The organism is Paenibacillus baimaensis, assembly GCF_025567575.1.
Window position 1 is genome coordinate 80,327 of record NZ_JAOQIO010000094.1, and the last position, 13,597, is coordinate 93,923.

The following is a 13,597-nucleotide window of genomic DNA, read 5'->3' on the forward strand; positions in this document are numbered from 1 at the left end:
ACTACAAGGAGCTGGTCGTTATGGCGTTTGAAAATCCTTCAAGAGATCGTATCAAGGAGCTGCTTAAGAATGCCGGTAACATTGCAGTTGTAGGTTTATCGGATAAGCCTGATCGCACCTCATATATGGTAGCTGAAGCCATGCAAAGCAAGGGCTACCGGATCATCCCGGTTAATCCCAATGCGAAGCATATCCTTGGAGAGGTATGTTATCCTTCTCTTTCCGATATTCCAGAGCCAGTCGATATTGTCAACGTTTTTCGGCGCAGTGACCAGGTTGTACCTGTAGCTGAAGAAGCTGTGAAAATTAATGCGAAAGTATTCTGGCTTCAGTTAGGCATCTTTAATGATGAAGCGGCAGAGATTGCCAAAAGCGGTGGACTTGAAGTCATTATGGATCGTTGTATTAAGGTTGAAGATGCTATATTACTGCCTGGAGGGAAATAACGGTGTTTCAGAATCGCCTGTCACAGGATTTACGAGTTTATCTGGTTATGGGTCTGGATGGCTTCGGAGAACGAACCGCCCTTGAGATTGCTCAGGAGGCTTTGGCTGACGGAGTAACGATGATTCAACTACGGGAGAAAAAAGCGCCGCTAAAGCAGGTTTTGGAGCAGGGGGCCGAGTTGAAGGCATTATGCCGACAATATAAGGTTCCATTCATTGTTAATGATCGGATCGATGTCGCCATGCTTCTAGATGCAGATGGTGTTCATGTGGGCCAGGACGATATCCCCGGTACAGAAGCACGTCGTTTGTTGGGTCCCGATAAAATTATCGGAATATCGGCAGGGACGATGGAGGAAGCCGATTGGGCAATATCCAATGGAGCCGATTATTTAGGTGTTGGCCCTATTTATTCAACTTCTACAAAGCTGGATGCCGGTCATGCTATTGGTGGAAATTTAATTCGTGATATTGCGGCCAGATGGTCAATTCCTGTCGTAGGGATTGGTGGCATTGATGAAACTAACGCTATAGAAGTGATCCGTGCTGGAGCTAACGGAATTGCAGTAGTTTCTGCTATATATAACCATCCGGAACCAGGCTATGCGGCCCGTTCCTTACTGCGCATAGTGCGGGAGAGCTCTGACAAAGTCTGATCAGCTAACGGATTCATATCCGGCATAAAGGCAACTATAAGACAAGAATCTCTGTTCTTGTCTTTTGTCATTTTTTAAACGTATTCCAGCAGCTTCCATTCATAAAGGTCGTCATCCTAAGAGACAATATAAAAAGCTTCTGGAAAAGCAGGGCCTAGTCCTGATGGCTCCGGAAGACTTGTGGATCTCTAGGAGGAATTGTACATGTATCAAAACAACCAGCAAAACGCTTATCAAAATCAGTTCGGTTCATCCAATTCAGGCTCTCAATACCGTGGTATGGAGACCAAGTACCAGCCGATAGGTAATGTGCAGTCTCAATATAATCAATCGCTTGGGATGGGTAATTCGAATAACTTTCAAAATAGTATTCCGTACAACAATCAATTTGCCAACAACCAAACACAAAGTCAGGATGCGTTCCATACGGCCAATTATCGTGGCAATCAGCAAGGACATGACGCTTACCTGAGATCGGATTCCACACAAACAGCACAAAGCCAATTTGGTATGGGTACAGGCTATAGTAATCAGGCATCATCGTATGGAAACATCAATAACAATGCATTGTATGGCTATCAAAACCAGTTTTCAAATCAAACACAAAACCCGAATTCTTTTCACACCGCAAGCTATATGGGAAATCAACCAGGGCATGACGCCTATCTGAGATCAGATTCCACACAAACAGCGCAAAGTCAGTATGGTATCGGAGCATCAGGCATGAATTCATACAATGCAGGAAGCAGCAGCCAATACGGATCCAATCAACAAAACCAGCAAAATCAAAATCAACAAAATCAATCGTACAGTCAATTTCAAAGTCCACAGTCCTACTACACAGCTAACTATCGTGGTAACCAACAAGGCCACGATGCCTATCTGAGATCAGACTCTACACAACCATCACAAAGCCAATACAGCCAGTCCAACAATTCGTTTAGCCGCTACCAATTTTAATTCAAGCTTCACAAAAGCGGGCCATTGGCCCGCTTTTCCTTACCCATTCAAAACGTGTATGAATGAGGTTCATTTGTTTGACAAAATCAGGCTTTACCTTTACCATCGAAATAGAAAGGAGGGGATGATTGGCTTGAACTTAATGGGTAGTTTGCAGCAGTTAGGCCGGTCGTTAATGCTTCCGACCATGATTCTTCCCGTTGCTGCTATTTTGTTATGGCTTGGAGCTCTTCCGTGGCAAGAAATACATATGTCTCAGTTCGGGGAAATTTTGTTGTTCTGTGGTAACACCATCTTTACGTTCCTTCCTATGATCTTTGCCGTTGGGGTTGCTCTCGGATTAACGGAAAGTGCTGGTATTGCAGGGATGTCGGCACTCATTGGACACTTGATGTTTATACAGGCAACCCGGCATTACTTAGGTGCAGAATTTCATCTTGGTGTTCCTGGAGGTATATTAATCGGTCTTATTGCCGCGATTTTGTTTCATCGCTGTAAAAATATTCAGCTTCCGGAATCGATACAATTTTTCGGTGGACCTAGAATGGTTCCATTATTGATGGGCCTTGCTATCTTTATACTTAGCTTGATAACCATTGAAGTGGGTCCATATATGGAAAAATTCATGGAATGGCTATCCACCGCTATTATCGGGCTGGGGGGCTTTGGCACGTTTGTAAACGGGGTGATCCACCGATTACTGGTGCCATCAGGCTTGCATCACGTGTTTAACAACTTCTTTTGGTTTCAACTTGGTGCCTTTGAGAAGCCAAGTGGTGAAATGGTGTTTGGGGATCTGCCGCGATATTTTGCAGGTGATCCTAATGCTGGCGCATACATGGCAGGTTTATATCCTATCATGATGTTTGCGCTTCCGGCTATTGCGTTGGCTATTATTCAGGAGGCTCGCGAGGACCTCAAGCCCAAAATCCGTGCAACCTTTATGACGGCAGCTCTGGCATCGTTTTTGACTGGAGTCACAGAGCCGATTGAATTTGCTTTTTTGTTCGTAGCGCCCTATTTATTTGTGATTCACGCACTTCTTTCCGGGCTTTCCATGTGGATTGCGTACGCTTTAAATATCCATCATGGCTTTTCATATTCGGCAGGTGCGATTGATTATATTATCAATTTTCATTTGTCGCATAATGGATGGATGCTGATACCGATTGGTATTGCTTATGGTTTGCTTTATTACTTTTTGTTTCGCTGGGCGATTCGCCGCTTTCGGATTCCGACTCCTGGTAGGGAAGAGGGCTCCAAGCTTGAAGAGTGGGCAGGTGATATCCCTTACCGGTCTCCACTAATCCTGCAATCCCTCGGGGGCAAGGACAATATCAAGAACATTGAAGCCTGTATTACAAGGCTGAGACTCACCTTAACCAATGATCGATTGATGGACATTGCTGCGCTGAAGCATTTAGGTGCGGCTGGCGTCATCCGATTAGGTGGAGGCAATGTACAGGTTGTGTTTGGTACGTACTCCGAGTTAATACGTGAGGAAATCAAAAAGCTGATGCGCAAGGATATTCAGCAAGTGCTGTTCAATGCGCCAATGCAGGGGCAGATGATTCCGCTGGAGGAAGTTCCGGATCAGATTTTTTCCGGTAAGCTTGTCGGGAATGGGGTAGCTTTTATGCCTGAAAAAGGAGAGCTAGTTGCTCCTGTAGCAGGTAAAATCATTATCTTATACCCATCGCTGCACGCAATAGGCATTGAGACTGATGAGGGTCTTGAGGTTCTGCTTCACATTGGAATCGATACCGCACAGCTGCAGGGCAAGTGGTTTACAGCTTTTATCAAGGAAGGCGATAGGGTGGAGGTGGGCCAATTGCTGGTGAAGTTTAATCTGCAAAAGGTGAAAAAAAACTGCAAATCGCTCGCAACTCCTATGCTGATCACGAATGTGGACAAGGTCAAGTCATGGAGCTTCGCGCCTTATAAAGCAGTAAAAAAAGGACAGGCATCCGTAATGTCCGTAGTCATGAAAGAGCCAAGCATAAAGGGAGGAAACGCTCATGGTTGAGGGGATCGGAGCTGCATCAGGTATTGCGATGGGGAAAGCTTTTGTCATACCGACCTGGGAATGGGACTTCCCTGAAAAGCTGATTGATGTGAAGGACCTGGCATTCGAATTTGAACGGTTGTATGATGGAATTCGGAACTCGAAGGATGAAATCGAGTGTATCAAACAGGAGTTTGTTACGGTGCTCGGTGACGATAAAACGTCAATTTTTGACGCACACCTGGCCATTTTGGAAGATCCGATTTTCATGAATGAGGTACAAGGAATCATGCAGCGGCAATATAAAGCGGCTGAGGTTGCGGTTAAAGAGGCTATTGAGAAGTTTGTGAATATGTTTGATCTGCTGGATGATCAATATATGAAGGAAAGAGCTCTGGATATCAAGGATGTCGGAAACAGGTTGTTAAAGCATCTGCTTGGTGCGTTGGAAGAAACGATACCGCCTAAGGAGCAGCCTTACATTGTTGTTGCCAAAGAGCTCTCTCCGTCCGAAATGGTTCATTTGGATACGATTAACGCATTGGGTCTTGTCACGATGCTCGGTGGACAAACCTCTCATGTGTCCATCATGGCTCGTGCAATGGGTATTCCTTATGTGCTGGGTCTGGAAGGCAAGCTGGCAACGCCAATTCAGAATGGAGATTTTCTTATTATTGACGGCGATGAAGGGCAGGTATACATCAATCCTTCGGAAGAGCAGATTGAAATGTATCGAGAACGCAAATCCAATTGGCTGAAAATGCGCGATAAGCTGCAGGTCCTTGCCCATATTCCAACTCAAACCGAGGACGGCGTGGCTGTTCAACTGGCGGCTAATATCAGTACCGTTAAAGAGCTGGATCAGGTGTTGAGTAATGGAGCTTCCGGGGTGGGGCTGTTCCGAACGGAGTTTTTGTATATGGATCGGGATAATTTACCGCTTGAAGAAGAGCAGTTCAGGGTATATAAGCAGGTAGCCGAGAAACTTGGCGGTAAGCGTGTAGTTATCCGGACACTTGATATCGGCGGTGATAAAAGCCTCGATTATTTTGCACTTCCCGAGGAGGATAATCCTGCACTTGGTTATCGCGCTATCCGAATTTCACTGGATCGTATCGATTTGTTCAAAACGCAGCTTCGTGCCATACTCCGTGCCAGCTATTATGGCAATGTAAAAATTTTGTATCCGATGATAGCATCCATCGAAGAGCTGGATAAAGCGAATGCTGTGCTGGAATCAGCCAAGGAAGAGCTGCGTTCAGAGCAGATTCCTTTTCAGGAACATATTGAAGTAGGGATTATGATTGAAGTTCCTGCAGCCGTCATTATAGCCGATTTGTTAGCACAGAAGGTGAACTTCTTCAGTATAGGAACAAATGACCTCGTACAATATGTGCTTGCAGTGGATCGCATGAATGAGACCGTAGCCCACTTGTATAATCCTTTTCACCCGGCTGTACTGCGGATGCTTAAGAGCACGGTAGAGTCTGCCAAAGCGGCTAATATACACGTCAGCGTATGTGGTGAAATGGCAGGAGACATTCGGGCGCTTCCTATCTGGCTTGGTCTGGATGTTAAAGAATTGAGTATGTCGATACAGTCCATATTACGGGTTAAAAATAGCTTGCTGCAAAGCCACTTCAATCAAAGTTCGAACATATGGGAACAATTGCTTCGATGCAGCACAAGTACTGCCGTGATTGATTTGTTAAACAAGCATTTGCATGAGGATGTCATAGCGAAGTAATCGATAAGTAGATCGATGACAAGAGGAGAGGCAGGGGTTCGGATGGATCTCGGACTTGGCGGTAAAATTGCGATTGTTACGGGGGCAAGTGCTGGAATTGGACTTGCATGCTCCAAGGCGCTGTATAAGGAAGGGGCTTCTGTCATTATGGTGGCTCGGGATTCGGGACGCTTGCAGAAAGCCGTCGATTCCATCGTGGGAAATTATACGGCAGAGAGTCCTTCACGTATTGTGATGGTTGCTGGTGATATGGGAGATCCTGCTACAAGCAGAACGGTTGTTTCTACTGCTTTGGATCATTACGGCCGCATTGATATTGTAATCAATAATGCAGGGTCGGCGAAAGCAGGAGCATTTTTCGAGTTATCCGAAGATGTATTCACAGAAGCCTGGAATTTAAAGCTGCTCGGCTACATACGCTTGGTCAAGGAGGCTGCTCCCTATATGATCAATCAAAAGGATGGTCGTATCGTGAATATCGTCGGCGGTGCGGGTAGAACGCCTAGCCCTACCTTTTTGGCAGGCAGTACCGCTAATGCTGCTCTGCTTAATTTCACAAGAGGGATTTCCAAGGAATTGGCTAAATCCAATGTCAGAATCAATGCAATCTCACCAGGTTCGACAGCTACGGAAAGGTCAGAGACATTAACCCGGCAACATGCGCAGGCTAACGGTATCGGTTATGATGATCAGAAGGCGCTTATGAATAAGTCAATACCGCTCGGGCACCTGGTGGACCCTGATGAAATAGCATCCATGGCTTTGCTGCTTGTATCTGACCGCGTGCCTTCCATCACGGGCACTGAAATCGTTATAGACGGCGGACAACAGCCAGGTGTATGAACATACCTATGAAACAATGGAGGGATTATTACAATGGTATTACAAGGATATAAAGTGCTCGCTTTTGTAGATGAAGAATTTGAGGATCTGGAAATGTGGTACCCTGTACTGCGTCTCCGCGAAGCGGGAGCTGAGGTCCATCTTGTCGGACCAGCCGCTAATAAAGTATTTTACGGCAAATACGGGGTGCCTTTGACAACCGAATATGCTTTCAGTGAGGTTCAATCCAATGATTATATCGGACTCTATGTTCCGGGTGGTTGGGCACCTGACAAGCTTCGTCGCTATGCTGATGTACTGCGCTTGACTCGAGAGTTCCACGAGGCTGTGAAGCCGATCGCCCATATATGCCATGCTGGTTGGGTGCTAGCTTCCGCCAAAATATGTGAGGGATATACGATGACATCCACACCTGGAATCAAGGATGATCTTGAGAATGCCGGTGCGATCTGGGTCGATGAGGAAGTCGTGGTTGACCGTAATATTGTTTCTGGTCGGAGACCTCCTGATCTTCCTGCTTTTATGAAAGCCTATATTCAGGTGCTTGCCGAATATACAACGAAGCATTGATATGAGAATTACCGTTCGTTTTTTGCCTGCTCTTCTGTGGATGCTAGCCATCTTCTATTTGTCTGCAAGAACTGGAGATGATATGGGGGGCTGGCTTAGCCAATTTCAACGATTCATTCCATTTATGGAAGGGCTGGATTGGGGACATTTTCTTGCTTATTTTATTTTGTCCCTGACCTATGCCTGGGCTTTTGGAATTCATAGGTTGACATGGGTTATCAAATTGGCAGTTGTATTGTTATGTACGCTGTATGGAGTTACAGATGAGATTCATCAATCCTTTGTGCCTGGCCGTACTCCGGATGTGATGGATATTCGCAATGATGCCATCGGTGCTGCTTTGGCAATGCTTTTCGTAACTATACCGAGCATTCGTATTCGGTTTGAAAGATGGAAAGGTGCTAAATATTACTAGCCTGAATCGAGAAGGATTTTACCTCTGGAAGTAGAATAATTCTAGAAGGTCATAACAGCGTAAGGTCCTGCTGGAGCGATGAAGGAGTGGTATGAGTTGCATAAGCAATGCAAATGTGGCAGCACCATGAATATAAAGCTGCGTACTGTCATTTATAAAAACAAGGTTGAGATTGAGAATGTTCCGGTTTTTTCTTGTGAAGACTGTCGCCGAAGCGAAGTGCTTGCAGAGGTGAAGAGCGAGTTAACCGGAGTGATTGGAAAGTTGGAACAGACGACCAATAAGCAGCATATTCATTTTAATGACATCAGTGAGATTGCTCATCTGATGTTTAAAGTGACAGAGAAGCAGTATGCTGCAGATCCGGTCGAAAAAATTGTGGAAGAGCGTATCAATGAACTGCTGGATCTGCTGCTGCTCGCACAATCGTTACAGGATGAGCCATGGGTAGAGGATGTCCGTAAGCGGCTCGAACAAATCTCCAAGCAATCATTATCACTGAATGATTCTCCATAATTAACGTAAATTGTGAAGTCAACTGCCTTGCAGTTGGCTTTTTTTGTGTTTTTTTGATACTATAAATGAAAGAAATCGTTCCTTTCATTGCGAAAAACCGTATTTTGTCGTATGATAAAATCAAATAAGTAAAGCACGCTGTTTTAATACACTTTACATACTGGAGAGAATGTCCGTGACTGTAACCATTTATGATGTAGCCAGAGAAGCAGGCGTTTCCATGGCAACCGTATCGAGGGTTGTGAATAACAATCCCAACGTGAAGCCGCAAACGCGCAAGAAGGTATTTGAAGCCATCGAACGTCTCGGTTACCGCCCAAATGCCGTAGCCAGAGGACTTGCCAGCAAGAAAACAACAACGGTTGGCGTTGTGATTCCCGACATTTCCAACACTATTTTTTCAGAGCTTGCTAGAGGTATTGAAGATATTGCGAACATGTATCACTATAACATCATATTGTGTAATGCAGATAAGAAGAAAGATAAAGAAATACGTGTTATTAACACATTATTGGAGAAGCAGGTTGACGGTCTGTTGTTTATGGGCGGAGCTGTAACGGACGAGCATCTTCAAGCGTTCAAAACATCGTCGGTTCCGATTGTATTATGTGCTACCAAGGATGACAATAATGCATTTGCTTCTGTTGACATTGATCATGAGCAGGCGGCCTTTGACGCAGTGAATTTATTGATCCAGAATGGGCACCGAAACATTGCTATGATCTCAGGAACGCTACAGGATCCTGCTAATGGATTTGCCCGTTACCAAGGCTACAAGAGGGCGCTTGAGGCTGCCGAAATTCCGCTGCGTGAAGATTACGTAAGAATAGGAAATTATCGTTATGAATCTGGCTTGGAAGTTGCCAAGCATTTTCTGGAGCTAAGTGAACGTCCAACGGCGATTTTTGCTGCGACAGATGAAATGGCCATTGGTGCGATGCACACTTTGCTGGATAGTGGTTTACGTGTACCGGAAGATGTATCTGTCATTAGTGTAGATAACATTCGCATGGCTTCCATGGTAAGGCCTCAGTTAACAACGGTCGCAATGCCAATGTACGATATTGGTGCCGTGTCAATGAGACTGCTAACGAAACTGATGAACAAAGAGACCAAGGATGCTTCGGAACTCATGCAGGTAATTTTACCCCATGAGCTTATTCATAGAAATTCGGTGGCTCATCTCTAATATGAGCCTCCTTTCTTTTTATGGGGCATTTAAGAGTTCATAGAACAAGCAACACCGAGGGAACTGGGGCGTAAGCTTAGCTTCACCAAGATGATGCAAGTTTCGATTGTTCAGCGGCAATACTTTCTTAGGAGGATACCCTTTTGTCTTATGGTAAAATTGGCATTATAGGTGCAATGAAAGAAGAAATTGCATTATTTCTAGAACATATGGAGCAGGTTGAGACTACGGAAAAAGCCCGAATTCAATTTCTGGAGGGGCTCTTGCATAACCAAAGAATCGTACTGTGCAAATCGGGTGTCGGCAAAGTTAATGCTGCTGTGACCACTCAAATATTGATTGATACATATGGAGTTGATTCCATTATATTTACAGGAGTTGCCGGGGCAGTTCATCCGGATTTAAATGTTGGAGATATCGTTATTTCTTCCGAGCTTATGCAGCATGATATGGATGTTACGGCGTTAGGATTTCCGCGTGGGACGATTCCTTATGAAGAAGTCTCGTTGTTTGTATCGGATGAACGTCTCAAGCAAGCAGCGCTCGATGCCAGCAATGAGCTTTTTCCTGGTCAAGTTCAAGTAGGCAGAGTATTGTCTGGTGATCAGTTTATTGCCAGCCGAGACACCGTTGCCAAGCTCTATAGTGAGCTGCAGGGGACGTGCACTGAAATGGAGGGTGCCGCTGTTGCACAGGTGTGTGCAATGAACAGTATCCCGCAGGTCGTGATCCGTTCGATGTCGGATAAAGCCGATGGATCGGCAGAAGTGAATTTTGCTCAATTTACATTGCAGGCATCCGAGAATTCATATCGAATTGTCGATCATATGCTGAAGCATTTGTAACCATATAGAAGGAGAGAACGAATCATGACAGTTAGCATGGAACAGGTTGTAGCTTTAGCTAAACATAGAGGCTTTATTTTCCCGGGATCAGAGATATATGGCGGATTAGCCAACACTTGGGATTACGGTCCGCTTGGTGTTGAATTGAAAAATAATATCAAAAAAGCCTGGTGGAAAAAGTTTATTCAGGAATCTCCATTCAACGTAGGCTTGGATGCAGCAATTCTGATGAACCCACAAGCATGGGTGGCCTCGGGTCACGTAGGTAACTTTAATGATCCTATGATCGACTGTAAACAGTGTAAAGCTCGCCATCGCGCGGATAAAATTATTGAAAATGCCTTAGATGCAAAAGGGATTGAAATGGTTGTCGACGGTTTGTCGTTCGATCAAATGAGTGCTTTGATGGTTGAGCACCATATTGTATGCCCGGATTGCGGTGCTTTTGATTACACGGAAATACGTCAGTTCAACCTGATGTTCAAAACTTTTCAAGGTGTTACTGAAGCTAGCTCGAATGTTGTCTACATGCGTCCGGAAACGGCACAAGGCATCTTCGTTAATTTCAAAAACGTACAGCGTACGATGAGAAAGAAGCTCCCGTTCGGTATTGGACAAATCGGTAAAAGCTTCCGTAACGAGATCACTCCAGGTAACTTTACGTTCCGTACCCGCGAGTTCGAGCAAATGGAGCTTGAATTTTTCTGTAAGCCTGGCGAAGATATGCAGTGGTTTGAGTACTGGAGAAACTATTGCTTCCAATGGCTGCTCAATCTTGGATTGAAAGAAAACAACATCCGTATGAGAGATCATTCTGATGATGAGCTGTCTCATTACAGTAATGCAACTTCGGACATCGAATTCAAGTTTCCTTTTGGATGGGGAGAACTGTGGGGCATTGCAGACCGTACCGACTACGATCTGAAGCAGCACATGCAGCACTCAGGCGAGGATTTTAACTATATCGACCAAGAGAGCAGTGACCGCTATGTTCCTTATTGTATCGAGCCTTCACTTGGGGCTGACCGGGTTACACTGGCATTTCTGATTGATGCTTATGAAGAGCAGCAGCTGGAAGGCGATGACAGCCGGACGGTATTGCGCTTCCATCCCGCTTTGGCGCCGATTAAGGCAGCAATCTTCCCACTGTCCAAGAAGCTCTCAGAGGGTGCTCAGAGCGTGTTTGAGGGGCTATCCAAACATTTCATGGTTGATTATGATGAATCAGGTTCAATCGGTAAAAGATATCGTCGTCACGATGAGATTGGTACACCTTTCTGTATCACATACGACTTTGACTCCGAGCAGGATGGTCAAGTGACCGTGCGTCACCGCGATTCGATGGAACAAACAAGAATGCCGATCAGCGAGCTGAAGGCGTTTATCGAAGAAAAGATCCAGTTTTAAGCTGCAGCAATAAAGAAAATACAAAGGCCCGCTTCCATTCGACTTATGGAATGCGGGCTTAATTTTTTGAATAACAGAAGTCGTCATTATCCTGCAGCATACTGTTGATCAAGGTAAATAAAGCGCAGCTAATTCCTTGATATGGCGATTCTTCAATGTGATTTCATGACGGCGTGGCATGGGTTCCCACTCATCTGTACAATCCAGCCAGGTAGTAGGCAGTATGACAGGGCACTCGTTTTGCCACTGGGACAGCCAGGCTGATGGCAGTTTTAGCGTTGGGTCCTGCTCTACCTGGCCAATCAGCGGATGATCGTTCATTTCAAGCCAGAGGAGACTCCAGGCACGAGGAACGACCCGCCAGATATCGTATCCGCCGCCGCCGAGCGCTACCCAACGCCCCTCACAATACTGATGGGCAAGCCGATGGATCAGCCGCGGCATCGCTTTGTAAATATTCATGCTGCAGTGGATGTGGGACAAGGGATCAAATGCATGGGCATCACAGCCATGTTGGGACACGATCAGATCGGGCTTGAAATGGTCGATAGCCTTGTTAAGAATCTCCTCCAGACATTCCAGCCATGAGGCGTCCTCAGTATAAGGCTCCAAAGGAATATTGATACAAGTTCCGAATGCAATGCCTTCACCACGTTCATTAACAGCACCAGTCCCGGGAAACAAATATTTTCCGGTTTCATGGATGGATACGGTGCATACTTCCGGGTCGGTGTAAAAACTCCACTGTACGCCATCGCCATGATGAACGTCAGTATCGATATACAGCACACGGGCGCCGTACTGCTTCTTGGCATGCTCAATGGCTACAGACGCATCATTATACACACAGAAGCCGGCTCCCTTGTTTGATAGTGCATGATGGAGTCCACCTCCCAAGTGCAAGGCATGCGAGGAGCGTCCGCTCATTACGGTATCGACAGCCAGGAGGGAGCCTCCAACCACTGTCGAGGTTATGGCATGCATACCCTGAAAAAAAGGCGTATCCTCCGTATCAAGTCCGTAACGACTGGCCTGATTAACGGCCTCCGGGTTTGGCGCTGCTTCACTTAGTAATTTTACTTCGCTTACATAGTCAGCGCTGTGAACGGCTAACAGCTGCTCATCAAGGGCTGCGGAAGGAGATAATATAGCTTGATCAGGCAGCGTATCCAGACTACGCAGCAAATCAACGGTCAGCGTCAGCCGCTTTTGATTGAAGGGATGATCCTCATTAAAGCGATATCCCGTTTCACTTTCATCATAAATAAAAAAAGCTGGAATCGTCATCATTTACGCCCCCGGGTATGGATACAAATCAGTACATAAAACGTTGTTGAAATCGGACACGATCAAACTGCTCAACGGAAGTCAATGGCACCTGTTTACCTACACGTACCATCAGACAGTTTGCGGGATGTGAGCATATTTCGGGATCATCCGTAGCAAACCAGACCATATCTACACTCTGCATCAGTTTTTCCATCATTTTGCGGTAATCCCACACATTCAACCCGCTTTTTTCCAGATCCCAGTGCCAATAATATTCAGTAGTAAAAGTAATGACATTTTCCAGTTGGCCATCCTCAAAGGCAAGTCGGATCATACGTTTTCCGAGTCCAAGTCCACGATAATCATCGGCAACCTCGATAGCTCCTAATTCTACTAGATCCTCCATATGACCTTGTGACCAGCGTTCCATTTCGTCTGCATAATGAAAGGTTACATAACCAATGATGAGATCTTCAATCCTTGATACAATGATGCGGCCTTCTGGAAGCTCAGCGATTTCAACGAGAGCAATGAACTGCTCGGGAGGACGTCGAAACGCATCCAGGTCGGGATGCATCCGGTATTGCGCTAATTGTTCAGGCGGAACAGGGCCTTCTACAACAATCGAAGAAGAATTGCTGCTTGGGACAAGCTGCGAATGGTATATTTTTATATGCTGCATGCCGTTCTTCTCCTTTCAGAGATAAAGCGAGGTTCATAGGTTACCTT

14 protein-coding genes are annotated in these 13,597 nt (G+C 45.5%); 12 read left to right on the top strand and 2 right to left on the bottom strand.

What is annotated here, in order from left to right; genetic code table 11:
- Positions 1-20 precede the first annotated feature (20 nt).
- The 12 genes from OB236_RS24000 to OB236_RS24055 all read left to right on the top strand — a co-directional run bounded on the left by OB236_RS24000 (position 21) and on the right by OB236_RS24055 (position 11,599).
- Complete coding sequence (locus tag OB236_RS24000; protein WP_076235980.1) at positions 21-446, top strand: CoA-binding protein; 426 nt, start codon at positions 21-23, stop codon at positions 444-446.
- Between the two features lie 2 nt (positions 447-448).
- Complete coding sequence (thiE, locus tag OB236_RS24005; protein WP_262686253.1) at positions 449-1,102, top strand: thiamine phosphate synthase; 654 nt, start codon at positions 449-451, stop codon at positions 1,100-1,102.
- Between the two features lie 204 nt (positions 1,103-1,306).
- Positions 1,307-2,062 carry a hypothetical protein gene (locus OB236_RS24010; RefSeq protein WP_262686254.1) on the top strand — a complete coding sequence of 252 codons (756 nt, stop codon included), beginning with the start codon at positions 1,307-1,309 and terminating at the stop codon, positions 2,060-2,062.
- Positions 2,063-2,195: 133 nt separating this feature from the next.
- Positions 2,196-4,088 carry a glucose PTS transporter subunit IIA gene (locus OB236_RS24015; protein WP_076236021.1) on the top strand — a complete coding sequence of 631 codons (1,893 nt, stop codon included), beginning with the start codon at positions 2,196-2,198 and terminating at the stop codon, positions 4,086-4,088.
- Positions 4,081-5,814 carry a phosphoenolpyruvate--protein phosphotransferase gene (gene ptsP, locus OB236_RS24020; protein ID WP_262686255.1) on the top strand — a complete coding sequence of 578 codons (1,734 nt, stop codon included), beginning with the start codon at positions 4,081-4,083 and terminating at the stop codon, positions 5,812-5,814. Before OB236_RS24015 ends, ptsP begins: the two co-directional genes overlap by 8 nt.
- 42 nt (positions 5,815-5,856) lie before the next feature.
- Positions 5,857-6,657, top strand: coding sequence for an SDR family oxidoreductase (locus OB236_RS24025; RefSeq protein ID WP_083689735.1), 801 nt, complete (start codon positions 5,857-5,859; stop codon positions 6,655-6,657).
- A gap of 33 nt (positions 6,658-6,690) precedes the next feature.
- Positions 6,691-7,227, top strand: coding sequence for a type 1 glutamine amidotransferase domain-containing protein (locus OB236_RS24030; protein ID WP_262686256.1), 537 nt, complete (start codon positions 6,691-6,693; stop codon positions 7,225-7,227).
- Position 7,228: 1 nt separating this feature from the next.
- Positions 7,229-7,642 carry a VanZ family protein gene (locus OB236_RS24035; protein ID WP_262686257.1) on the top strand — a complete coding sequence of 138 codons (414 nt, stop codon included), beginning with the start codon at positions 7,229-7,231 and terminating at the stop codon, positions 7,640-7,642.
- Positions 7,643-7,768: 126 nt separating this feature from the next.
- Positions 7,769-8,158 (top strand): hypothetical protein, encoded by a 390-nt coding sequence (locus tag OB236_RS24040; protein WP_262686258.1) that lies wholly within the window; start codon positions 7,769-7,771, stop codon positions 8,156-8,158.
- A 169-nt stretch (positions 8,159-8,327) separates the two neighbouring features.
- Positions 8,328-9,347, top strand: a complete 1,020-nt coding sequence (gene ccpA / locus OB236_RS24045; protein ID WP_076235988.1) for a catabolite control protein A — start codon at positions 8,328-8,330, stop codon at positions 9,345-9,347.
- Positions 9,348-9,490: 143 nt separating this feature from the next.
- Positions 9,491-10,192: a 5'-methylthioadenosine/adenosylhomocysteine nucleosidase gene (locus tag OB236_RS24050; protein WP_076235989.1), complete on the top strand. Its 702-nt coding sequence runs from the start codon at positions 9,491-9,493 to the stop codon at positions 10,190-10,192.
- A 24-nt stretch (positions 10,193-10,216) separates the two neighbouring features.
- A complete protein-coding gene (locus OB236_RS24055; RefSeq protein ID WP_262686259.1) occupies positions 10,217-11,599 on the top strand; it encodes a glycine--tRNA ligase in 1,383 nt (460 codons plus the stop codon).
- Between the two features lie 108 nt (positions 11,600-11,707).
- Here the strand turns inward: OB236_RS24055 and OB236_RS24060 are convergent, their stop codons facing one another.
- Positions 11,708-12,886, bottom strand: a complete 1,179-nt coding sequence (locus OB236_RS24060; protein ID WP_262686607.1) for an acetoin utilization protein AcuC — start codon at positions 12,884-12,886, stop codon at positions 11,708-11,710.
- Positions 12,887-12,914: 28 nt separating this feature from the next.
- Entirely contained in the window at positions 12,915-13,550 is a 636-nt protein-coding gene (locus tag OB236_RS24065) for a GNAT family N-acetyltransferase (RefSeq protein WP_262686260.1), read from the bottom strand.
- Between the last annotated feature and the right edge of the window lie 47 nt (positions 13,551-13,597).